This window comes from Sedimenticola selenatireducens DSM 17993 (assembly GCF_000428045.1).
GTDB lineage: Bacteria > Pseudomonadota > Gammaproteobacteria > Chromatiales > Chromatiaceae > Sedimenticola > Sedimenticola selenatireducens.
In genome coordinates, this window is record NZ_KE386617.1 from 76,596 (window position 1) to 99,853 (window position 23,258).

The following is a 23,258-nucleotide window of genomic DNA, read 5'->3' on the forward strand; positions in this document are numbered from 1 at the left end:
TGAAGGTACTACTGAAATGACCATGAACATCTATTACGACAAAGACGCCGACCTCTCTCTGATCCAGGGTAAAAAGGTCACGATTGTAGGTTACGGCTCCCAGGGCCATGCCCATGCCAACAACCTGAAAGACTCCGGTGTCGATGTTACCGTCGCCCTGCGCGCCGGTTCCGCCTCCGCCGTCAAGGCGGAGAATGCCGGGTTGAAGGTAAAGAGCGTGGAAGAGGCGGTCGCTGAGGCTGATTTGGTGATGGTGCTGACGCCGGACGAATTCCAGTCGGTACTCTACCGGGATCAGCTGGAGCCGCATCTGAAACAGGGTGCTACCCTGGCCTTCGCCCACGGATTTGCCATCCACTACAACCAGGTGGTGCCGCGCGCCGATCTGGATGTGATCATGATCGCGCCCAAGGCACCTGGCCATACCGTGCGTTCAGAATTCGAGCGTGGCGGTGGTATCCCGGACCTGATCGCCATCTACCAGGATGCCAGCGGTCAGGCCAAGGATATTGCCCTCTCCTACGCCTCCGCCATCGGCGGCGGTCGCACCGGTATTATCGAAACCACCTTCAAGGACGAGACCGAAACCGACCTGTTCGGTGAGCAGGCGGTACTCTGCGGTGGTGCTGTAGAGCTGGTCAAGGCCGGATTCGAAACCCTTACAGAAGCCGGGTATGCCCCTGAGATGGCCTACTTCGAGTGTCTGCACGAGCTGAAGTTGATTGTCGATCTGATGTACGAGGGCGGTATCGCCAACATGAACTACTCCATCTCCAACAATGCGGAGTATGGTGAGTACGTGACCGGCTCCAAGGTGATCAATGACGAGAGCCGGGCGGCCATGCGCGAGTGCCTGAAGAACATCCAGACCGGTAACTACGCCAAGCGCTTCATCAGTGAAGGTCAGTCCAACTATCCCGAGATGACTGCCATGCGGCGTCTGAACGCGGCCCACGACATCGAGGTGGTGGGTGAGCGTCTGCGCAGCATGATGCCGTGGATCAAGAAGATCGTGGACAAGTCCAAGAACTGATCTGATCACATCTGCTTGATAAGAACCGCAGGTTGCCGGTCGTGCAACCTGCGGTTTTTTGTTTGGGAAATTGCCCGGATTGGTCCGGCCGATTACTGTCTTTGCCTGATAACTCCTTTATAATCAGGCCAGTTTAACCAAAACAGGAAAGCAAGCCATGCCGGAGACCCCTCCGCAGCAGAAACGTAGCCGTGGCATCTATCTGTTGCCCAATCTGTTCACCACGGCTGCCCTGTTCAGTGGATTTTATGCCGTGCTGGCTGCCATGAACGGCAAGTTCGAGCATGCCGCCGTGGCCATTTTCGTGGCCATGGTGATGGACGGGCTGGATGGTCGGGTGGCGCGCATGACCAATACCCAGACCGCCTTTGGTGCCGAATATGACAGTCTCTCCGATATGGTGGCATTCGGACTGGCCCCCTCGCTGGTGATCTATGTCTGGTCCCTGAACAACCTGGGCAAGCTCGGCTGGTTGGCCGCCTTTATCTATACTGCCGGTGCGGCGCTGCGTCTGGCCCGTTTCAATACCCAGGTGGGCACGGCCGACAAGCGTTATTTTCAGGGTTTGCCGAGCCCTGCCGCCGCCGCCATTCTGGCTGGCAGTGTCTGGGTCGCCGTCGAATACCAGATCCAGGGTGTCGATGTCTCCTATCTGGCCTGCTTCATTACCCTGGCGGCCGGTCTGTTGATGGTCAGCAATGTGCGCTACAACAGCTTCAAGGAGATCGATTTCAAGGGCAAGATCCCCTTCATGACGGTCGTGGTGATGATGCTGGTGCTGGCGGTGGTGATCAGCCAGCCGCCGACGGTGCTGTTCGTCCTGTTCATGGTCTACGCGATCTCCGGACCGGTGTTGACCCTGCGCTATCTACAGCAACGCAGAGCGGAACGACGGGCGGCACAGAGAAGTGATACGCCGTCGAAACAAGAGGAGCATCCGGAAGAGTGAGGTGATGGCGGGATCACCCCGATATTGCGTAAGGTAAATATCCCAGCGCTTGGCAACAGGAAAACCTTGCGGTATATTCGAGCGAGATCCAGGTACAGGACACCGATGAAACCATTCAACGCACACTCTATCCAGCACACTGCCCAGCGGGCGGTCGTGTCTGTGCGTCCCCGCCACGCTCTCCTGCTGCTCTCCCTGCTGCTACTGCCCTGTGGGGCATAAAACGACACATGCCCTGGCGAGGGCCAAGCACGCAGACAAAACGAATTCAAGAATAGATGTAGAGGATGATTCAGCGCATGGGTGACTGGATCGATCCGGGAGCAGATGATGAGCAATCCAGACAAGTTATTTATATTTGATACCACCTTGCGTGACGGTGAGCAGAGTCCTGGGGCGTCCATGACCAAGGATGAGAAGCTGCGTATCGCCAAGGCGCTGGAAAAGATGCGGGTCGATATTATCGAGGCGGGATTTCCCATCGCCAGTCCAGGGGATTTTGATGCCGTGCAGACCATTGCCCGTACCATCAAGGACAGTACCGTCTGCGGTCTTGCCCGGGCGCTGGAAGCGGATATCGATCGGGCCGGAGAGGCGTTGAAGGAGGCCAATTCCGGTCGCATTCATACCTTTATTGCCACCTCGCCGATTCATATGCAGCAGAAACTGCGCATGACGCCGGACCAGGTGGTGGAGCAGGCGGTCTGGGCGGTCAAGCGGGCGCGCCGATACACCGATAATGTGGAGTTTTCGCCGGAAGATGCAGGCCGGTCCGAGATCGATTTTCTCTGTCGGGTGATCGAACAGGCGATTGCGGCCGGTGCCACCACCATCAATGTACCGGACACCGTAGGTTATAACCTGCCGCAGCAGTTTGGCGAGACCATCCGCACCCTGATCGAGCGTATTCCCAATTCCGACAAGGCGATCTTCTCAGTCCACTGCCATAACGACCTTGGCTTGGCGGTAGCCAACTCGCTGGCCGCCGTCACCCAGGGTGCGCGGCAGGTGGAGTGCACCATCAACGGCCTGGGTGAACGGGCGGGTAATGCCTCGCTGGAAGAGGTGGTGATGGCGGTACGCACCCGCCGTGATCTGTTCACCTGCGACAGCACACTGGACACTACCCAGATCGTCAATTGTTCACGCCTGGTGTCGGGCATTACCGGCTTTCCGGTGCAGCCGAACAAGGCAATCGTGGGTGCAAACGCCTTTGCCCATGAGTCGGGCATCCATCAGGATGGTGTGCTCAAGCATCGTGAAACTTACGAAATCATGCGTGCCGAGGATGTGGGCTGGAGCCAGAACCGAATGGTGATGGGCAAGCACTCCGGGCGGAACGCCTTCCGCACCCGGCTGGAAGAGCTCGGCATCACCTTTGACTCGGAGGAGGAGATTAATGACGCCTTCCGCCGTTTCAAGGACCTGGCCGACAAGAAGCACGAGATTTTTGATGAAGATCTGCAGGCACTGGTTTCGGATGCTGGTTTCAGTGCCGAAAATGAGCATATCAAGCTGATCTCGCTCAAGGTCTGTTCGGAGACCGGGGAGATTCCCAACGCCCGGGTGGTGCTCTCGGTGGATGAGCGGGAGATGTCGGGCGAGGCGAGTGGCAGCGGTCCGGTGGACGCCGCCTTCAAGGCGATCGAATCCATGGTCCAGAGCAACGCCGAGTTGCAGCTCTACTCGGTCAATGCCATTACCAGCGGTACCGATGCACAGGGCGAGGTGACCGTCAGGCTGCAGCGCAATGGCGGGATCGTGAATGGCCAGGGTGCCGATACCGATATCGTGATCGCCTCGGCCAAGGCCTATGTCAATGCCGTCAATCGACTGGATCAGGAGCACAAGGCTCACCCGCAGGGTGACGTCTAGCTCCTGAGCTGAACCTGATGAACGAAGCAGAGCGACGGGAATATTTGCAGGCCATGGGTATCCATTACTGGATACCCAGGTCCGCCTTGGATGGAGACGCTGCGGCATCGGGCGGCGCGGAGCAGGAGGCGGTTCCACCCGCCGCTCCACCTGTCCCGGTTGCAGCGCCAAAACCAGATATGACCGTTGCACGGCAGCGCCCGGCCCCGGACGAACCACCGCCCTGGCTGGATGAGGTGCCGCCGCCATCGAATGAGTATCTGCCCACGTTGGATCATGCGGAGCATGTCGGAGAGTTGGGCCCGGCCGGTCTCCTGGATGATGGGGTGAGCCAACTGGACTGGCCGGCACTCGCGGCCCGGGTTGCCCAGTGTCAGGCGTGTGAGCTGCACAAGACCCGAACCCAGACCGTGTTCGGGGTGGGGCGGCAGAATGCTGACCTGATGATCATCGGAGAAGCGCCCGGAGCCGATGAAGACCGAAAGGGTGAACCCTTCGTGGGGCGGGCCGGACAGCTGCTCAATGCCATGCTGAAGGCGATCGGCCTGCAGCGCGAACAGGTCTATATCGCCAATATCCTGAAATGCCGGCCGCCGGGGAATCGGGACCCGCGGGCGGAGGAAGCCTTGAAATGTGCACCCTACCTGCAACGTCAGGTGGCACTGCTCAAACCAAGAGCCATCCTGGCTGTCGGCGCCGTGGCGGCGAGAAACCTGCTGCAGAGTGATGACGCCGTGGGGCGGTTGCGGGGCGGCCAGCATGAATATAACGGCATCCCCGTAGTGGTCACTTATCATCCGGCCTATCTGCTGCGCTCGCCGGAGCAGAAGGCCAAGGCCTGGCAGGACCTGCAGAAGGCTGCCCGGTTGGTTCAATGAACCGGTCGTTCTGAATTCGATCTCATGAGCGCCATACTCAGGGACCCGCTACTCCGGATTCGCCCGCTCAGGGAAGACGATATCGACGCCATTATGACGGTGGAGCATCGCTGTTACGATCATCCCTGGACAGCCGGTATCTTCCGGGATTCCCTGCGGGTGGGTTATGTCTGCTGGGGTTATTTTCTGGATCGGCGGCTGGTGGGATACGGTGTCATGTCGGTGGCTGCCGGTGAGGCCCATGTGCTGAATATCTGCACCGATCCCGAAATGCGTGGGCAGGGGCTCGCGCGCCGCCTGATGCAGCGCCTGATCAACCAGGCACGGGAGCGCGAGGCCGATACGGTTTTTCTGGAGGTGCGGGCCAGTAACCGGGTCGCCTTGGGGCTGTATGAGTCCCTGGGATTCAACGAGATCGGTCTACGGCGCGGCTATTATCCGGCCGACAAGGGCCGGGAAGACGCCATCCTGCTGGCCAAGGCGTTGTAAGAAGCCGGATGTCGGGTTACGCCCTGCGGGCTAACACGACCTACGATTTTAATGCCTCGGTAGGTCGGATTAGCGCAGCGTAATCCGACGGTGGTGGCCGGTTAGTACAGCGGGTCCGATTGGGGCCCGGCGGTGTTATCTTCGACACGCCCTGGTGGGGCATCTATGGTCGGGGCTTCCCCGTCGTCGGGTTACGCCCTGGCGGGCTAACCCGGTCTACAAATTGCTGTATAATCCCGCTTTTGTCAGCAAGCAGCAGATCCCCCATGTCCGAACTTCTCAAGCAACTGCAACGGCGGCGTACCTTCGCTATTATCTCTCACCCGGACGCCGGTAAAACCACCTTAACGGAAAAGCTGCTGTTGTTTGGCGGGGCAATCCAGATGGCCGGCACGGTAAAGGGGCGCAAAGCGGCCCGGCATGCCACCTCCGACTGGATGGAGATGGAGAAGGAGCGTGGTATCTCCGTCACCTCTTCGGTGATGCAGTTCGCCTACGGTAATGGCATTGTAAATCTGCTGGATACCCCGGGACATGAGGACTTTTCCGAAGACACCTATCGTACCCTGACCGCGGTGGACTCCGCGCTGATGGTGATTGACGTGGCCAAGGGCGTCGAGTCCCGCACCATCAAGCTGATGGAGGTGTGTCGCATGCGCGACACGCCGATTCTCACCTTCGTCAACAAGCTGGATCGGGAGGGACGGGATGCCCTGGACATTCTCGATGAGATCGAGGAGGTGCTGCAGATCAAGTGTGCGCCGGTCACCTGGCCCATTGGCATGGGAAAGCGGCTCAAGGGGGTATTTGATCTGCGTACCGAGACCACCCATCTCTTCTCCGCCACCCATGGGGGGAAGATCCAGGCCGGTGAGTTGATCGAGGGGCTGGACAACCCGCGCCTGGATGCGGTGCTGGGCGATATGGCGGAGGAGTTGCGCGAAGAGATCGACCTGGTGCGCGGCGCCAGCCATGCACTGGATCTGGATGCCTACCTGCGCGGCGAGCTGACTCCCGTGTTCTTTGGCTCGGCGATCAATAACTTCGGTGTCAAGGAGCTGCTGGACGCCTTTGTTCAGTATGCCCCGGCGCCTCGTGCACGGGAGACCCGGCAGCGCCTGGTGGAGCCGGGGGAGGAGAAGTTCTCAGGTTTTATTTTCAAGATACAAGCCAATATGGACCCGGCCCACCGGGACCGCATCGCCTTTATGCGGGTCTGTTCCGGCAGCTACAAAAAAGGCATGAAAATGCACCATGTCCGTAGCGGCAAAACGGTGCAGATCAGCAACGCCATTACCTTCCAGGCCGATGAGCGCAAGCATGTGGAAGAGGCGTGGCCGGGCGACATCATCGGCTTGCATAATCACGGCACGATACAGATTGGTGATACCTTCACCGATGGCGAGGAGCTGAAATATGAGGGCATTCCCTATTTTGCCCCCGAGCTGTTCCGTCGCGTCGTACTGAAGGACCCGCTGCGTCTGAAGGCATTGCAGAAGGGGGTGCTGCAGCTCTGCGAGGAGGGCGCCACACAGGTGTTCCGGCCGTTGAAGAATAACGACATGATCCTGGGTGCGGTGGGCGTGCTGCAGTTCGAGGTGGCGGCCCACCGGCTGAAGGGGGAGTATGGTGTGGAGGCGATCGTCGAGCCGGTAGGCGTCAACACCGCCCGCTGGGTGGAGTGTGATGATCCCAAGATGCTGGAGCAGTTCCGCGCCAAGGCCCACGAGAACCTGGCACTGGATGGGGATGACCAGCTGGTCTATCTGGCACCGACCCGGGTCAACTTGAGCCTGGCCGAAGAGCGCTGGCCAAAAATCCGCTTCCTGGCGACCCGGGAGTTGTAAATAGCCTGGATCAATGGCCAATGGGCGAGTTATTCGACCGTCAAAATGAATCACCTGTAGGAGCGGCGCGGCGCCGCGAATTCGGCCCGGGGCGGGCCTCCTGCAGTGGGTATTTAAAAGACCAGGCAATGCGGCAATCTCTCTGTTGGCGTATCGCCTGGTCACCAGGACTTTTCGCAATGCCTGCTCGGGCTTGGCGAGAAATTAATATAGTTGTAGGTCTAGCCGTAATACACCTGCCGGATACCGGTTAAAGCAACCGCTTGCATGCGCTATGATCGGCTGAGAATTTTTACGAGGTAGCAGTGATGGAAATTGAAGCAATTGTCAATCTGATCGAGACCGGGTTGCCGGGCTGTCAGGCCCAGGTGACCGGCGACGGCAGGCATTTCGAGGCGGTGGTGATCAGCGAGGAGTTTGAGGGCAAGAGTCCGATTCAGAAACAGCGGATGGTGATGGCCACGGTCAAGACTCAACTGGAGAGCGATGAACTGCACGCCCTCTCCATCAAGACCTATACCCGGGATCAGTGGCAGACTCTGCAGGGATAATCTGCATCGCTCGTGGCTAAAGCCGCTTCTGCGGTAATGAATCCGCTGAAGCGGCTTTAGCGACTAAACCTGTAAGCGGCTCAGAGTTTACCGATTTTTACCCGCCACTCGGCCGGTCCGCTCTGATGTACCGAGTTGCCCTGGGTGTCCACGGCGACCGTCACCGGCATGTCCTCCACCTCGAACTCCCGAATCGCTTCCATGCCCAGGTCTTCGAAGGCCACCATCCGTGATGAGCGGATTGCCTTGGAGACCAGGAACGCCGCACCACCCACTGCCATCAGGTAGATCGCGCCATGTTTCTTGATTGCTTCAATGGCTGTCGGGCCGCGCTCCGCCTTGCCAACCATGCCCATCAGGCCCATTTCACCCAGCATCATGTCGCTGAACTGATCCATACGGGTAGAGGTGGTGGGTCCGGCCGGGCCCACCACTTCGTCGCGTACCGGGTCGACCGGGCCGACGTAATAGATAAAGCGGTTCTTGAAATCGACCCCTTCGGGCAGGGATTCCCCCCTGGTGAGCATATCCTGAATCCGCTTGTGGGCCGCATCCCGTCCGGTCAACAGTTTGCCGGAGATCAGCAGGCTTTCGCCCGGTTTCCAGCCAGCGATCTCTTCCTTGGTCACCTTGTCAATATTGACCCGGCGGGCACCACCGCCTTCCAGGCTGATCTCGGGCCAGTCCGAGTGCCTGGGCGGTTCCAGCACGGCCGGGCCGCTACCATCCAGGGTGAACTCGACATGACGGGTGGCGGCGCAGTTGGGGATCATCGCCACCGGTAGCGAGGCGGCATGGGTCGGATAGTCCCTGATCTTGACATCCAGGACAGTGGTCAGGCCGCCCAGCCCCTGAGCGCCGATACCCAGGGCGTTGACCTTCTCGAACAGTTCCAGACGCAGCTCTTCGACCCGGTTGCTCGGGCCCCGTTCCATCAGTTCATGGATGTCGATGTGTTCCATCAAGGACTCTTTGGCCAGCAGCATGGCTTTTTCTGCCGAACCGCCGATGCCGATGCCCAGCATACCCGGCGGGCACCAGCCGGCGCCCATGGTGGGGACCGTGTTCAAGACCCAGTCGACCAGGCTGCCCGAAGGGTTGAGCACGGTGAACTTGCTCTTGTTTTCCGAGCCGCCGCCTTTGGCCGCCAGGCTGATCTCTACCGTGTCGCCCGGCACAATCCGGGTGTGAATCACCGCCGGGGTATTATCCCGCGTGTTGGTGCGGGCACCGGCCGGATCACTGACCACGGAGGCGCGCAACACATTGTCCGGGTTTCCGTAACCCTGGCGCACACCTTCGTTGACCATCTCTTCCAGGCTCATGTCGGCATCCCACCGCACGTTCATGCCCACCTTGAGAATGGCGGTGACCATGCCGGTGTCCTGGCAGATTGGGCGATGACCCTCGGCACACATTCTTGAGTTGACCAGGATCTGGGCCATGGCGTCTTTTGCAGCGGGTGACTCCTCCTTTTTCCAGGCGGCGGTCAATGCCTTGATGTAATCGGCCGGGTGGTAGTAGGAGATATACTGCAGGGCATCCGCGATGCTCTGAATCAGATCGTCTTGCTTGATAGTGGTCATGGCTTGTCCCAGATGAGGTGGTTATCTGAGGCGCCATTATACCGTTAGATTGACTCGGAAGGGTAAAAAACAGCCCTAAAATGGACGATTATCCAATAACTCAACAGAACTACTTCAGCTCCTTCAGTACCGCGATCCCTTTTCTCCGCTGAGCTCGCAGGATGTCGAGTTCCCTGGATAGTTGCAGCTGCCTGGCCGGATCGTGCTCATGCTCTATGCGCTTTTTCAGCTTATGCTCTTTTTCCCGCAACTGTTTCAACACTTCTCGCATCTTTTCACGTTTTTTGCGCAAACTGCGCTGATCAAGACTGAGGTAATCCGCCAGTTTCTGTAGTAGTTTTTTTCGTTTCATATCGGGTTATTCCGGGATCATTTGGGTCTATTGCGCGGTCTTTTCGACCTGCTCCCTGTCGGATACTGCCTGGAGTTCATTGTCATCCAGGGCAATCGTTCGCACGGCCTGTGCCAAGTCCCTGGGGCCGGACACAAGCAGGGTCTGGGCAGCCTGTATCAGGTTCTTGGCGATACTGTGGGTGTAGTGACTGTCATTCAGTAGCGATGTGCCCTGCTGCGGCAAAATACTCCGTCGTCTTATCTTGTCAATCAGTGATGAATTGAATTCATCGTGCGTCTCCTTGACCAGCAGCTTCAATGCGTCGAGTGAGAGAATGGATGTGTTACTCTCATCCGCCAGTCTAATCTCTTCAAGTTGCCGGATGATTACAGCCAACTGGCTGCGTAACTGGTCGTAGGCGTGGCGCATCGGTTTGTTGTCTGAGTTAATAAACCGGATCATGTTTTTCTGCAGGTGCTTGACATCCTTGATTGCCTCGACCATATGCTGATTGGCTTCCCGCAGGTGATGTAGGTCGGCGGACTGCTCCATCTGCCAGGAGAAATCGACCCGACTGATGAAGGCGATTATTTCGCTATAGAGCCCCTTGATGCTGCGTTCATAAGCAGCATCAATATCGAGCATGGTCAGCTTTTTCTGTGCCTCGGCCACTTCCATCAGGTCCAGTGTGGAGAGTACCTCGGGTCTTCTGAAACCCAGCGCGTGTATCAGGATGCCCTGGGCATTGTCATAGACATGCAGCGACTCCTGCAGTACTGCCTTGACGGCCGTTTCCGGGAAATCAATGGCGGAGTCGGTGAGATATTTGGGCTGGTCAATCTCCGACTTTTTCTCCTTGATGGTCCGTTCCAGGAGATTCACCAGCGGCCTGATCAGGGGTGTCATGACCAGCACGCCGATGAGATTGAACAGGGTGTGGAAAATCGCCAGCTTCAGGGTGAAGTCGTTTTCTCGGATACCGCTGAGCAGGCTGATTTCATCAACGGCATAAATCAGTTGATGGACAAACAGGATGGCAATCAGGCCAGTCACCAGGTTGAACATCAGGTGTGCCCCGGCCAGGCGACGGCCCTGTGCATTGGCGCTGATAGCACCGAGTATGGCGGTAATGGTGGTGCCGATATTGGCGCCGATGGCCAATGCCAACGCGTTCTCGTAGGTGATCTGTTGTGCCGCCAATGCAGTGATAATGAGTACCAGCGTGGCGTGACTCGATTGCATGACAACGGTGGCGAAGGCACCGATCAGGGTAAAAAGGAACAGGCCGGGATAGCCTTTGACAGCAAATTCGGCCAGGTTGATGGTTCCCCTGAATGCCTCAAAGCCCTCCTTCATGTAATGGATGCCGAGAAACAGGAAGCCGAGACCGACCAGGATATAGCCGAACCCATTCAGGTTTTTTGCCTTCTGGAATATCAGCAGTACACCGAATACCAGCATCGGCATGGCATAGGCGGCGATATTGACTTTCAACCCGAACCCGGCGATCAACCAGGCACCGGTCGTGGTGCCAAGATTGGCCCCGAAGATGATCCCGATGCCCGCCACCAGAGTCAGCAGACCTGCACTGAGAAAGGAGATGGTAATGACCGATACCAGTGAACTGGATTGCATGATGGTGGTGGAGACGATGCCGAAAACGAGACTTTTCCAGTGACTGGATGTGGTCCTGTTGATCAGCCGCTCCAACACGCCGCCGGTAAAATTGCGAAAGCCCTGCTCGAGGGAGAGCATGCCAAACATGAAGATGGCGACGCCGGCGGATATCTCCTTGAAATCCTCACTCAGCCAGAATCCGTAGGCCAGGATAAAGAAGATGGTGGGAAGTAGTATTTTTTTCAGCATAGACCTGCCAGATGGGCCGGATTATTGTATTTGTTTTGTCCGAATCAATAGAGAGTATATCCATTAATGAAAAAAGCCGGTAATCCCTGATGCGGGATTACCGGCTCTGGTCGGTCTGTGCCTTTGCCTGGTGGGGCAGGCAACTATACCTGAAGCAGCAGGCGGGTCGGATCTTCCAGCATATTCTTGATAGTAACCAGGAACTGTACCGCCTCGCGGCCATCGATAATGCGATGATCGTAGGAGAGAGCCAGGTACATCATGGGCCGGATCTTGATCTCGCCATTGATCACCATCGGGCGCTGCTGAATGGTGTGCATGCCCAGGATGGCACTCTGCGGCGGGTTCAGGATCGGGGTCGAGAGCATGGAGCCGAAGACGCCGCCATTGGAGATGGTGAAGGTGCCGCCGGTCAGTTCTTCATAGCTGAGGGAGCCGTCATTGGCCTTCTTGCCAAAATCGCGTACCGCTTTTTCGGTATCGGCGAAGCCGAGTTGATCGGCATCGCGGAGAATGGGTACCACCAGTCCACGGGGCGAACCGACGGCGATACCAATGTCGTAGTAGCCGTGATAGATGATGTCCTTGCCATCCACCGAGGCGTTGACCGCCGGGAACTGCTTCAGGGCCTCGACCGATGCCTTGATGAAAAACGACATGAAGCCGAGCTTCACTTCGTGGTCTTTCTCGAACTTGTCCTTGTAGTTTTTGCGCAGATCATTGATCGCCTGCAGATCCACTTCGTTGAACGTGGTCAGGATGGCGGCGTTCTGTTGCGCCTCCAGCAGGCGCTCGGCAATACGTGCCCGCAGGCGTGTCATCGGCACGCGCTGCTCGGGGCGATCGCCCTCGACGCCGGTCTGGGTGATCTCACTCTCCTGGGTGGGTTGTGCCGTTTTGGCAGGGGCAGATTCCAGGCTTTCAATATAGGCGGTGACATCGGTTTTCAGGATACGGCCATCTTTCCCGGTGCCGACTATATCCTTGGGGTCGATGCCCTTCTCTTTTACCAATCTGCGCACCGCCGGAGTCAGGACCGGTTCATCATCGCCCGCAGCTTCGGCCGTGGAGGCCGTTGACGCTGCCGCCTGGGGCTGGGTTGCGCTTCCTTCCTGTATGGCTGTCAGCAGATCACCTGCCTGTACGGTTTCACCCTCGGCTGCGCTGATGTCGCCCAGAATTCCGTCAACCGGGGAGGGGACTTCCAGAACGACCTTATCGGTTTCCAGATCCACCAGGTTCTCGTCACGTGAAACCGCGTCACCCGGCTTTTTGTGCCAGGTGAGAATGGTGGCGTCGGCGACAGATTCCGGCAGCGCCGGTACAGTTACATTGATACTCATTTATGCAGGCATCCTTCGGTTCATTGAGTGATTGATTCGGCCGGTAAGGGCCTCGTCGATCAGGGTCTCTTGTTGTTGAACATGAATCGGGTAGTATCCGACAGCGGGTGCGGCAGCGGCTGGCCGCCCCACATAGTAAAGGTGTTTACCCTTGTCGAGCAGGGTATGGAACCGGTGTTTGATTTGATCCCATGCCCCCTGGTTTTGTGGCTCTTCCTGACACCAGATAATGCGCTCAACCTGGGTGTACTGGTCGACGATCGAATCAAATATCTCGCGGGGGAACGGATACAGCTGTTCGATCCGGATAATGGCCACATTGCGCAGTCCCCGCGCCCGGCGTGCCTCCAGCAGTTCATAGTAGACCTTGCCGGAACAGACAACGATATGTTCAACCTCGTGCGGGTCGAGATCATCGGTTTCACCAATGACCGGCTGGAATTCACCCTTGGTGAATTCTTCCAGGGCCGAGGTGGCCAGGCGGTGACGCAGCAGGCTTTTTGGTGACATCACCACCAGCGGCTTTCTCATCGGGCGCAGCATCTGCCGGCGCAGCATGTGGAATACCTGGGCGGGGGTCGTAGGGACACAGACCTGCATGTTGTGTTCTGCGCAGAGCTGCAGATAGCGCTCAAGACGGGCGGAGGAGTGTTCCGCACCCTGGCCCTCGTAGCCGTGCGGCAGCAGCATCACCAGGCCGCAGTAGAGACCCCACTTGGCGCCGCCGGAACTGATGAACTGATCGATGACAACCTGCGCCCCGTTGGCGAAATCACCGAACTGTGCTTCCCATATGGTCAGGGCCTTCGGCTCGGTGGTGGCATAGCCATATTCAAAACCCAGCACCGCCTCTTCCGAAAGCAGTGAATCGATCACCAGAAAGTTGGCCTGGTTTTCGGAAATGTGCTGCAGTGGGGTATGGCTTTCGCCGGTCAATTGATTGTGTAGTACCGCGTGACGGTGTGAGAAGGTGCCACGGCCGCAATCCTGGCCGGAGAGGCGCACCGGTATACCTTCCTCGACCAGCGAGGCGTAGGCAAGACACTCACCAAAGCCCCAGTCCACCAATTGATCGCCGGTGGCCATCTTGCGGCGGCCTTCAATCAGCTTGTTGACGCGGGCATGCAACTCAAAACCATCCGGTACCTCCAGCAGCCGGTTGGCGAGCAGCGAAAGTTTTTCCTGACTGATACTGGTGTCGGCGGGGTGTTCCCAGTCGATGTGCTGATAGGGTGCCCAGTTGACGTGGTAAGGGTAGTTAAGATCGGTCAGGGTCGGACGGGCCACCGTTGAGTTCTGCTCCAGAGAAGAACGGTAATCCTCCACCATATCCCGACTCTGGTCGGGGGTGACAATACCCTCAGAGATCAGCTGGTCGGAATAGTTTGACCGGGTCGTCGGCAGGCGGCGGATCTTCTGATACATCATCGGCTGGGTCATGGCCGGTTCATCAGCCTCGTTGTGGCCGTGACGGCGGTAACAGATAACGTCGATGATCACATCTTTGTGGAAGCGTTGGCGATAATCCATCGCCAGGCGGGTAACGAAAATGACTGCCTCCGGATCGTCTCCATTCACATGGAAAATCGGTGCCTGCACCATCTTGGCCACATCGGTGCAATAGAGGGTAGAGCGGGTATCCAGGGGGTTGCTGGTGGTGAAACCAACCTGATTGTTTACCACGATATGGATCGAGCCCCCGGTGGTGTAGCCGCGGGCCTGTGACATCTGGAATGTCTCCATCACCACGCCCTGGCCGGCAAAGGCAGAGTCACCATGGATCAGGATGGGCAGTACTTCCTTGCCTTCACGGTCTCCCCGGCGCTGCTGTCTGGCGCGAACGGAACCCTCGATGACGGGGCTGATGATCTCCAGATGTGAAGGGTTAAAACCCAGCACTACATGGGTGAAGCCGCTCGGGGTTTCGATATCGGTGGAGAAGCCCATGTGATATTTCACATCGCCGGAACTCTTGTAGCGTTCCGGACTTTTTTTGCCTTCAAACTCCTCAAACAGCTCCGCGGGCGCCTTGCCCAGGATGTTGGTCAATACGTTGAGACGACCGCGATGGGCCATGCCAATGGCCACTTCCCGGATGCCGTCCTGGCCGCCCCGCTGAATCAGTTCATCCAGCAGCGGGATCAGGGATTCGCTACCCTCGAGCGAAAAGCGTTTCTGGCCGACATAACGGGTATGCAGATATTTTTCCAGTCCCTCCGCTGCGGTTAGCAGGGTCAGCAGCCACTTTTTATCATCGGGGTTCAGGTCCGCCTTTGCCTTGGACCCTTCAACCCGTTTCTGAATCCAGCGCTTCTGGCGGGTATCGGTAATATGCATATATTCGGAACCGATGTTTTTGCCATACACATCCTTGATAAAGCTGATGATCTCTCTCAGTGGCATGCGATCGGGAGCGAACAGTGAGCCGGTATTGAATACCGTGTCCATGTCTGCCTCGCCGAGACGATGGAAGGCCGGGTCCAGGTCCGGTACATCTTCCATGTCGCGCAGGCGCAGCGGGTCCAGCGTAGCGTATTGGTGTCCGCGGACACGCCAGGCATTGACCAGGCGCAGCACGGCGGCCTGTTTTTCCGCCGCCCCGGGAGACATCCGTTCAGAAGTCTGTCTGGATGCGGGGCGCTTTTCCCTCGCCAGACGGGCAAAATTTGACCTGACGGGGCCGTGTGCAATATCCGGCGCCTCGTTGGCGGAGTCCTTGATAATGCTGTCGAAACGTGCCCTCCAGGCAGGGTCCACGCTGTTTGGATCTTGCAGATAGCTTTCGTAGAGGTCCTCTATGAAGGCGGCATTACCGCCGGAGAGGGCAGACGTGGTGCGTAACAACTCCAGAAGTGCGCTCATTTGGATGATCGGCCTATTATTTGTGGATGGGGGAGCATATAAGTGGATAGTAGCATAAGAGGTGCCTTTTTAAAGCGTTTTTATAAAATTAGTATAATCATCCAAAAAGATCCGTATTTTTGTGCGGAGCACAATTCGTTGAAAACTGCCGAATGGAACTAAATCACACTTATTCATGGAGTTAGGGTTTTATCCTGGTAGGGCGTTATACTCTCGGAGAGTTGAGGGATAATCCGGGATAAATCCTAAAAAAACAGCTTTTTTATGCAGGAACAGGAAAAAAAACAGAAAAAAAAGTGGGCGCGGCTCACCGTCAGTTCGCTGGAAGCTGATGTGGCCTATTTTGATGCCCGTTTGGCGCTGCTGAATGAAAAAAAGACCAGTTATTATCAGTTGGCACAACTCCGGGCCTATACCGAGTTGGAGCGTGTCCTGTCCGATATCCTGTCACGCCTGCAGGCGCGCCCGAAACAGCCGCCCGCGTCTGTTCCGTCGTCCGGTATTGAGGTGAGTATCGAATCGGAATCAGCCCCGCTGAACGGTGTGCTTTCAGATGGTGACAAGCACTCTGGCCTCTCGGGCCTGGAGAAAACAGAAATGTCATCGCCGGAGGCGAAATGAGGGTTGCCGTATTGCCGCCGGTCATTGACCCTGGATATTTCCGGGCAACTCTTTTCCGATCACCCTCCAGTCCAGGGTCAGGTCGGATATCGCTTATCGCGCCTTGAAGTCGTTATCCAGCGCTCGCTGGCTGTCGGGAAGCTCTGTAGGATGTGGTGATTGATGGGTATTGCTCAGCTCATCTCTATACATCCGTGTTTATCGGAATGGCTGAATAGTCAAGTCGCAAATAAGATTTTGCGTGCTTACTCGCGGCTAACATACTCCTGAAAGCAGCTGAGCAAATGGGTAATCGGAAAAACCTTCGTTTGACTGCAATGAAATAGACGGGCGCCTGTCCGGGTCCTTTATTATAGTGCAGAATGAAAATGGCGCCCCCGACACGATTCGAACGTGTGACTTCACCCTTAGGAGGGGTGCGCTCTATCCAGCTGAGCTACGGGGGCGGTGAGAACGCCGTCCGGGCCTGATAACCGGGACAACGGTAGTGAGTTCGCTTGGCGGCCTGCCATGAACGAGCCGCATTTTAGCATTTTTCGAGGGTTGTTTGGCAACCTGAGTGTGATCGTTGTTGGTGTAACGACGACTGAAAAGGAGTCGATCACTGTGCATTTAACGTATTACTGATTGTTGATCGAGGCTGTTTGCTATGTTGGATACCACCCATCTGCTTTCACCCACCACATTTCCTGCTATCAGCAGAGGGCGGCTGGAGACACTTCAGATTAATCTCGGTTACCGGTGCAACCAGACCTGCAAGCATTGTCACGTGAATGCAGGTCCGACCCGAACGGAGATGATGGGGCGAAACACCATCGATGATGTGTTGTGCTTTATTGATCGACAGCGGATACAGAGTATTGATCTGACCGGCGGAGCTCCGGAATTGAATGATCATTTCCGTTATCTGGTGGCGGAGGCAAGAGAACGGGGAGTCAAGGTGATCGATCGTTGCAACCTTTCCATCCTGGAGGAGCCGCAGCAGGAGACGTTGGGTCGTTTTCTGAGTCAACAGCAGGTTGAGATTGTGGCCTCGCTGCCTTGTTATCTGCAGGAGAATGTGGATCAGCAACGGGGCGCCGGTGTCTATGACGCCAGTATCCGCGGACTCCGACAACTGAATGCACTGGGATATGCCCAGGAGGGGAGTGGCTTGGTGCTGAATCTTGTCTACAACCCCCTGGGGCCCGCACTACCGCCTTCGCAGTACAGTCTGGAGACGGATTTTAAGCGCCGTCTCTGGGAGGATCATGGTATCCGCTTCAGTCAGCTGTTCACCATTACCAATATGCCGATTAGCCGATTTGGCAGTATGTTGCTGTCAAAGGGCGTGTTTCATGACTATCTGGACTTGCTTAAGAGTGCCTATAGCAGCGATAACCTTGAGACCGTTATGTGCAGAAACCTGCTGAGCGTTGACTGGCAGGGCTATCTCTATGATTGTGATTTCAACCAGATGCTGCAGATGCCCATAGTTCGCGAGGGAAAAGACAGGATCCATATCAGTGAAGTTTCAAGACAATCGCTGGATGGTTGGGCGATCCGCATTGCCGAACACTGTTACGGTTGTACCGCCGGACAGGGTAGCAGCTGTGGTGGCGCGCTGAGTGACTGATGCTCTGATGATCAGGAATACGGTGCTTTCGGTTGTTATCCCCTGCCTGAATGAGGCGGAGACCATTGTTCAGTTGCTGGAAACGCTGCAGGATGCCCGCGCCGAGGGTGTCGAGCTGGTGCTGGTGGATGGCGAAAGCATTGACGATACCGTGGCATTGGCAGCGCCACTGGTAGATAAGCTCATTGGTTCGGTTGTGGGACGGGCGCAGCAGATGAATGCCGGTGCGCAGGCTGCTGCTGGTGAGATTCTCTGGTTTCTTCATGCCGATAGTGTCATTCGGGCCGAATTTCCCCGGCAGATCATCTCCGTCATGGCCGCATCGGAGAGTGACTGGGGCCGGTTTAATATCCGGCTGTCCGGACGACATCCCATGCTGCGTGTCATTGAGTTCATGATGAACTGGCGATCCAGGCTCAGTGGTATCGCGACGGGTGATCAGGGTATCTTCGTTCGGCGAGAGCTGTTTGTGCGGTTGGGTGGGTTTCCGGCAATTCCGTTGATGGAGGATATCGCCATAAGCAAGCGGCTGAAGAGATATTCCCGACCGCAGGTGATTGCCCGGTGTCTGATTACCTCCAGCCGTCGCTGGGAGCAGTCCGGGATTATTTCAACTGTATTGTTGATGTGGCGTTTGCGCTGGGCCTATTTTTTCGGGGCGGACCCGGCGCGGCTGGCTCAACGTTACCGTTGATGCGTTTTCCCGCTGCTCGTATTCTGCTGTTTGCCAAGGCACCCGTGCCGGGACAGGTTAAGACACGACTGATTCCTTCGGTCGGGGAACAGCGTGCTGCGGAGATTTATCGCACGCTTCTGGAGCGGGTGCTTGGGGAGGCGACCCGGGAGGTGGCGCCAGTTGAGATCTGGTGTGCCCCGGATACCCGGCACGCGGTTTTCCAGGCGGCAGCGAATCCATCCATTACTCTCTATGCACAGACAACGGGTGATTTGGGTCAGCGTATGGCCCATGCCGCGCGCAAGGCACTCACCCGGTGTGAGATGGTGCTGTTGATCGGTGGTGACTGCCCGGTGCTCAAGCGGGAGCACTTGCTCCGTGCCCTGGACTGGCTCAGTGCCGGTGCCGATGCGGTGCTGGGGCCGGCTGAAGATGGCGGTTATGTACTCCTGGGTATGCGGCGGATGAATGGGCAGCTGTTTTGCGACATCCCGTGGGGCACGGATCAGGTGTTGAAGATAACGCGCGAGCGCCTTGCTCAATTTGGTTGGGCCTGGCGTGAACTTGAACCCCTCTGGGATCTGGATCGGGATGCCGATCTGCAGCGATACCTGCGCTTAAGTGGAACCGCTCAATAAACTTGCTTGTGAGTTGATCAATTTGTCGGATTACGTTGCGCTAATCCGACCTACAGTTTGGCGCTGTGGCTGTAAGTCGCGTTAGCCGAAGGNGNAACCCNACTTGCTTGTGNGTTGATCAATTTGTCGGATTACGNTGCGCTAATCCGACCTACAGTTTGGCGCTGTGGCTGTAAGTCGCGTTAGCCGAAGGCGTAACCCNACTTGCTTGTGGGTTGATCAATTTGTCGGATTACGNTGCGCTAATCCGATCTACAGTTTGGCGCTGTGGCTGTAGGTCGCGTTAGCCGAAGGCGTAACCCGACTTGCTTGTGTGTTTTCGCATCGTTCACGGTTAAGCGCTTTTTATCTCTATCAGGCCTTTGCCAGTGAGTGGCCCGACTGATCCTGGTTGTGCTGCCCTCTGGCGCCGTAGGTGTTTCTGCTATCGGTACGTCCACAAAGCAGATCCAGTGCCTGTTTGTTGTGGCGCTGGCTGAGTGCCAGTATGCCGCCGTTGATTTCATTCTGCTCGCGCAGCTTGCCGGCAATGGCTTCCAGCTGGCGCCACAGACCAGCGCATGTAGCGGCGCTATTGGTTTGTATAAGTTTGTTGATGCCTGTAGAGCCACCGGCAACCCCGAGTGATGTGAGCAGACGATCTCTCTGTCTGCCGCACTCCTGCATCTGGTCCACGGTCTGCTGTTTTTCTCTGCTGATGTCCAGAACCTGTTCCGGATCGTGTGATTTAAGCGCGTTCTGTTCACGCTGAAGTATTTCAGCAAGTGAGTGAGCGCAGTTCAGCTCGGTTGAGATGATCTGGCTGAGCCGGTTCTGCTGTTCGGCAGAGAGATTCATTGATTACTCCTGTTTGTCCAGTTGCGAAAATTGCCTTTCCTGGGCCAGTAGATTCTCCGCGGCATCTTCCGGTTCAAATGCAAAGTTGCCGGTAGCCAGGGATCGTTGTACATCAGAAACACGCTGCGCATCGGCGATCGGCAGGCTGGCAATCTGTGCTTCAAGCTCCTGCAGGCGGGTAGCCGATATCGTCAGGCTAACGGTATCGCTGCTGGTGCCGGTCGATTTTCCGCTGGGAGATGCGCCCGCTGTCTGTGTTTTGTCGGTTGCCTTGCTCTTGTTGCCCTCACCAGTGCTGATGGGTTGTCCGGACAGACCTTTGATTTTCATGCTGTTAACCACCTTGTAAAAAGTTCCCATCAGCGTAGCGGCCAAATGGGTGCAAGCTTTAATCAGAAAGTAGTTGGTTTGATGCTAAAAACCAGTGCCGGTTCACAATGGTGGTCGGTGTTTACCGGAATATCCTAGGTCGTTGCCTTGACTACCCCGGAGTCTATAACAGTCGCTTCTATTTGCCTGTTGGAACTGTTGTTCTCCACTTTGATGCGTTCCCCGACAGCGCCGTTTGATAGGGCCTTGCCATTCATGCGAACCTGCAATCCACCTATCTGGGCCACGATCACCACCTGACTGCCCTTTTTTACCGCGTGCTGGATGATCAGCTGCCCTGGTGTCAGAACGGCATCGGCACGCAACCGGCGTTTAAGCTTTTTGCCGATGGCCTGTTGGGGGTGTTCGATATATCCCCGATGCAGTCGGGCGACGTCCCGTTTTTCAATTTTGAAGTCCGCCGATGTAAGAATGGTGCCTCTGGGCAGTTCCCGGTTGGCGACTGCAATCTCTTTCATCAGTGACAGGGTTACCGGCACATAGAGCGTCCAGCCGCCGGTGTCGTTACAGCGCACGCCAACAGTTACACGGGATGCGTTTTTGCGACCATGGGGCATGAAAGTGTCCAGTTCCTGGTCGCATGCCGCCAATCGGAGCCGACTGTCCAGCCGCCCTGCCGCGACGTTGATCTCCTGGTTCTCTTCGTCAAAGTCATTCAGAACATGCTGCTCGGCTGCCGCCAGGATGCTCTCGTGGGGTTGTGTCTGCTCCTCCGTGGCGGATACTGCCGCCAGTGACCAGACGAGAAGCAGGATTGGCCAATAATGCCGTTTCCTGACCGCGGGTGTTAATCTGCTCATCACTTCACCTGTCCAAATATTCAGCTCATTCATTGCTGCACAAATAACATGCAATACCCATGCCTGATATAAGGGCCGCGTGATAAGGCCTGCGCATATCCTTTCCGCGGGTATTGAATGCAACCGGGCCTAAAGCAATAGACAGGTGGGTCGCTAACATCAGACAGAGATATTTGAACGGAGAGGTAGAGATGGCGGGTATCCTTGACGGTGTTGATCAAAGAACCAAGCTTGCGGGCAGGAATCGACTGGAGCTGTTGCTGTTTCGGCTCGCCGGCAGACAGCGGTTTGGTATCAATGTATTTAAGGTGCAGGAGGTGATTCAATGCCCTCCGCTGACCCAGCTGCCCGGCTCCCACCCGGTAGTCCGGGGTATCGCCAACATGCGTGGCAAAACCATTACGGTGATGGATCTCTCTCAGGCTATTGGGGGGCCTCCGCTGGCCAACATCGAAGGGCGTTTCGTCATCATTACCGAGTACAACCGCAGGGTACAGGGGTTTCTGGTGGGTTCGGTTGACCGGATTGTCAACATGAACTGGGGTGATATTCTGCCCCCGCCCAAGGGTGCGGCAAAGGGCAGTTACATGACGGCAGTTACCCGGGTCGACGAAGAGCTGGTGGAAATCATTGATGTGGAGAAAGTGCTCAGCGAGATTGTCACGGTGTCGGAGGATGTATCCGAGGGCGTTATTGAAGAGGAGGCGATCGATGAGACCCAGCATGTATTGATTGCCGACGATTCCTCGGTGGCGCGCAATCAGGTAAAGCGTGTGCTGGATAAGCTCGGGGTGATGACCACGGTCTGCAATGACGGCAAACAGGCGCTGGATCAGTTGAAGGCGTGGACCAACGAAGGCCGAAGAGTCTCCGACTTTCTGTCACTGGTGATTTCGGATGTGGAGATGCCGGTAATGGACGGCTATACCCTGACGACGGAAATACGCAAGGATCCGGCGCTCGCCAATCTGCAAGTTATCCTCCATACTTCCCTGAGCGGTGTGTTCAATCAGAGCATGATCGAAAAGGTCGGGGCCAATTCATTCCTGGCCAAATTTGAGCCGGACGAGCTGGCCAGGGTGGTACAGACGCGCCTCAAACAGCACAAACTGGAGTTGAAGGCGCTCTCCTCCTGAACAAGCGTAAATAACTCAAGCGCAATGGATAACAATCTCACAGTGCCTAGCGAGCCGGAATATGCTGTCACACGGTGATTACGAGGCGTTTCAGAAGTTTCTTGAAGATGCCTGCGGAATTGTATTAGGTGCTGGAAAGGAATACCTGGTATCAAGCCGGCTCGGCGGGCTGATGCGCGACTACGGGATTGCCACGGTGGGTGAGTTGCTGAACCAGCTCAACAGCGGCAGAAATCCACGGCTCAGGACCAGTATCATCGATGCGATGACTACCAACGAGACCTTCTGGTTTCGTGATATGTCCCATTTTCGCCTGCTGCAGGAGATGATCTGTCCGGAGATAAAGGCCCGCTCGGGCCGCTCTATCCGGATTTGGTCCGCCGCCTGTTCCTATGGCCAGGAGCCATACAATCTGAGCATGGTAGTACAAGATTATCAGCGGGCAAATCCCGGTGCACTGCCCGGCGGTGTCGATGTGGTTGCAACGGATATCTCTTCAACGGTACTGGCCGATGCAAAAAAGGGCATCTATTGCGGTATGTCCTCATCCCGCGGCCTGAGTCTGGAACAGCAAAACCGTTATTTCAAAATCAACGGGGATTGCCTGGAAGTGAGGCCGGAAATCCGCCAGCGTGTCAGCTTCCGCGAGCTTAATCTCACCAAGGGCTATGAAATGATGGGGCGTTTTGATGTGATTTTCTGTCGCAATGTCCTTATCTACTTCTCCAGTGAACAGAAGCGCGACATTATCAATCGTATGGCCCGGTCACTGAATCCGGGCGGTTATCTGTTTCTTGGTTCCACCGAGTCGCTTTCGGCTCATACCGACCGTTTTGAAATGGTCAGCAAGCTGGGTGGTATCGCCTACCGGCTGAAATAGCCAAACCGGCTACGGTTTGCCGCCGGGCAGCAGCCGCTTGCCGGTCACCGCT

General features: G+C 56.6%; 21 protein-coding genes and 1 tRNA gene. 13 read left to right on the forward strand and 9 right to left on the reverse strand.

The genetic code is table 11. The features are described 5' to 3' along the window. Window positions 1-22: 22 nt before the first annotated feature. The 7 genes from ilvC (at window position 23) to A3GO_RS0120890 (ending at window position 7,622) form a co-directional block, all read left to right on the forward strand. Window positions 23-1,033 carry a ketol-acid reductoisomerase gene (gene ilvC, locus A3GO_RS0120860; RefSeq protein WP_029135046.1) on the forward strand — a complete coding sequence of 337 codons (1,011 nt, stop codon included), beginning with the start codon at window positions 23-25 and terminating at the stop codon, window positions 1,031-1,033. A gap of 157 nt (window positions 1,034-1,190) precedes the next feature. Next, window positions 1,191-1,982 carry a CDP-diacylglycerol--serine O-phosphatidyltransferase gene (gene pssA, locus A3GO_RS24900; protein ID WP_051302749.1) on the forward strand — a complete coding sequence of 264 codons (792 nt, stop codon included), beginning with the start codon at window positions 1,191-1,193 and terminating at the stop codon, window positions 1,980-1,982. A 330-nt stretch (window positions 1,983-2,312) separates the two neighbouring features. Next, window positions 2,313-3,857 carry a 2-isopropylmalate synthase gene (locus tag A3GO_RS0120870; RefSeq protein ID WP_029135047.1) on the forward strand — a complete coding sequence of 515 codons (1,545 nt, stop codon included), beginning with the start codon at window positions 2,313-2,315 and terminating at the stop codon, window positions 3,855-3,857. A 17-nt stretch (window positions 3,858-3,874) separates the two neighbouring features. Beyond that, window positions 3,875-4,735 (forward strand): uracil-DNA glycosylase, encoded by an 861-nt coding sequence (locus A3GO_RS0120875; protein ID WP_029135048.1) that lies wholly within the window; start codon window positions 3,875-3,877, stop codon window positions 4,733-4,735. 24 nt (window positions 4,736-4,759) lie between these two features. Continuing rightward, a complete protein-coding gene (rimI, locus tag A3GO_RS0120880) occupies window positions 4,760-5,224 on the forward strand; it encodes a ribosomal protein S18-alanine N-acetyltransferase (protein ID WP_029135049.1) in 465 nt (154 codons plus the stop codon). A gap of 266 nt (window positions 5,225-5,490) precedes the next feature. After that, complete coding sequence (locus A3GO_RS0120885) at window positions 5,491-7,071, forward strand: peptide chain release factor 3 (protein WP_029135050.1); 1,581 nt, start codon at window positions 5,491-5,493, stop codon at window positions 7,069-7,071. A 308-nt stretch (window positions 7,072-7,379) separates the two neighbouring features. Continuing rightward, on the forward strand, window positions 7,380-7,622 hold the full coding sequence (locus A3GO_RS0120890; RefSeq protein ID WP_029135051.1) for a BolA family protein: 243 nt from the start codon (window positions 7,380-7,382) through the stop codon (window positions 7,620-7,622). Window positions 7,623-7,702: 80 nt separating this feature from the next. Here the strand turns inward: A3GO_RS0120890 and A3GO_RS0120895 are convergent, their stop codons facing one another. From A3GO_RS0120895 to A3GO_RS0120915, 5 genes are all read right to left on the reverse strand, one after another. After that, window positions 7,703-9,208 carry a fumarate hydratase gene (locus tag A3GO_RS0120895; RefSeq protein WP_029135052.1) on the reverse strand — a complete coding sequence of 502 codons (1,506 nt, stop codon included), beginning with the start codon at window positions 9,206-9,208 and terminating at the stop codon, window positions 7,703-7,705. Between the two features lie 109 nt (window positions 9,209-9,317). Beyond that, window positions 9,318-9,560, reverse strand: coding sequence for a hypothetical protein (locus tag A3GO_RS0120900; RefSeq protein ID WP_029135053.1), 243 nt, complete (start codon window positions 9,558-9,560; stop codon window positions 9,318-9,320). Between the two features lie 27 nt (window positions 9,561-9,587). Next, on the reverse strand, window positions 9,588-11,408 hold the full coding sequence (locus A3GO_RS0120905) for a Na/Pi cotransporter family protein (RefSeq protein WP_029135054.1): 1,821 nt from the start codon (window positions 11,406-11,408) through the stop codon (window positions 9,588-9,590). 143 nt (window positions 11,409-11,551) lie between these two features. Then, window positions 11,552-12,751 carry a 2-oxoglutarate dehydrogenase complex dihydrolipoyllysine-residue succinyltransferase gene (odhB, locus tag A3GO_RS0120910; RefSeq protein WP_029135055.1) on the reverse strand — a complete coding sequence of 400 codons (1,200 nt, stop codon included), beginning with the start codon at window positions 12,749-12,751 and terminating at the stop codon, window positions 11,552-11,554. Then, entirely contained in the window at window positions 12,752-15,613 is a 2,862-nt protein-coding gene (locus A3GO_RS0120915; protein WP_029135056.1) for a 2-oxoglutarate dehydrogenase E1 component, read from the reverse strand. A gap of 264 nt (window positions 15,614-15,877) precedes the next feature. Between A3GO_RS0120915 and A3GO_RS24905 the strand changes: the two genes are divergently transcribed. After that, window positions 15,878-16,234, forward strand: coding sequence for a hypothetical protein (locus tag A3GO_RS24905; protein ID WP_037376228.1), 357 nt, complete (start codon window positions 15,878-15,880; stop codon window positions 16,232-16,234). 369 nt (window positions 16,235-16,603) lie between these two features. On the opposite strand, the gene A3GO_RS0120925 is transcribed toward A3GO_RS24905, so the two are convergent. Further along, window positions 16,604-16,680: transfer RNA gene (locus A3GO_RS0120925), tRNA-Arg, on the reverse strand. 203 nt (window positions 16,681-16,883) lie between these two features. On the opposite strand from A3GO_RS0120925, the gene arsS reads away from it, so the two are divergent. Genes arsS through A3GO_RS0120940 form a run of 3 tightly spaced genes read left to right on the forward strand, consistent with a single transcriptional unit; the run spans window position 16,884 to window position 19,163 of the window. Continuing rightward, window positions 16,884-17,849, forward strand: coding sequence for an arsenosugar biosynthesis radical SAM (seleno)protein ArsS (arsS, locus tag A3GO_RS0120930; protein ID WP_029135057.1), 966 nt, complete (start codon window positions 16,884-16,886; stop codon window positions 17,847-17,849). Next, the gene (locus A3GO_RS0120935) at window positions 17,842-18,543 is read left to right on the forward strand and encodes a TIGR04283 family arsenosugar biosynthesis glycosyltransferase (RefSeq protein ID WP_335340068.1); all 702 of its coding nucleotides are present in this window, start codon (window positions 17,842-17,844) and stop codon (window positions 18,541-18,543) included. Before arsS ends, A3GO_RS0120935 begins: the two co-directional genes overlap by 8 nt. After that, complete coding sequence (locus A3GO_RS0120940) at window positions 18,543-19,163, forward strand: TIGR04282 family arsenosugar biosynthesis glycosyltransferase (protein ID WP_029135059.1); 621 nt, start codon at window positions 18,543-18,545, stop codon at window positions 19,161-19,163. Before A3GO_RS0120935 ends, A3GO_RS0120940 begins: the two co-directional genes overlap by 1 nt. 354 nt (window positions 19,164-19,517) lie before the next feature. Here the strand turns inward: A3GO_RS0120940 and A3GO_RS0120945 are convergent, their stop codons facing one another. From A3GO_RS0120945 to flgA, 3 genes are all read right to left on the reverse strand, one after another. After that, a complete protein-coding gene (locus tag A3GO_RS0120945; RefSeq protein ID WP_029135060.1) occupies window positions 19,518-20,000 on the reverse strand; it encodes a flagella synthesis protein FlgN in 483 nt (160 codons plus the stop codon). A gap of 3 nt (window positions 20,001-20,003) precedes the next feature. Beyond that, window positions 20,004-20,330 (reverse strand): flagellar biosynthesis anti-sigma factor FlgM, encoded by a 327-nt coding sequence (gene flgM, locus A3GO_RS0120950; protein ID WP_051302751.1) that lies wholly within the window; start codon window positions 20,328-20,330, stop codon window positions 20,004-20,006. 134 nt (window positions 20,331-20,464) lie between these two features. Further along, on the reverse strand, window positions 20,465-21,190 hold the full coding sequence (gene flgA, locus A3GO_RS24910; protein WP_169720434.1) for a flagellar basal body P-ring formation chaperone FlgA: 726 nt from the start codon (window positions 21,188-21,190) through the stop codon (window positions 20,465-20,467). A 191-nt stretch (window positions 21,191-21,381) separates the two neighbouring features. Between flgA and A3GO_RS0120960 the strand changes: the two genes are divergently transcribed. Next, window positions 21,382-22,326: a chemotaxis protein CheV gene (locus tag A3GO_RS0120960; RefSeq protein WP_029135062.1), complete on the forward strand. Its 945-nt coding sequence runs from the start codon at window positions 21,382-21,384 to the stop codon at window positions 22,324-22,326. Between the two features lie 61 nt (window positions 22,327-22,387). Beyond that, on the forward strand, window positions 22,388-23,206 hold the full coding sequence (locus A3GO_RS0120965; protein WP_157606894.1) for a CheR family methyltransferase: 819 nt from the start codon (window positions 22,388-22,390) through the stop codon (window positions 23,204-23,206). The last annotated feature ends 52 nt before the right edge of the window (window positions 23,207-23,258 follow it).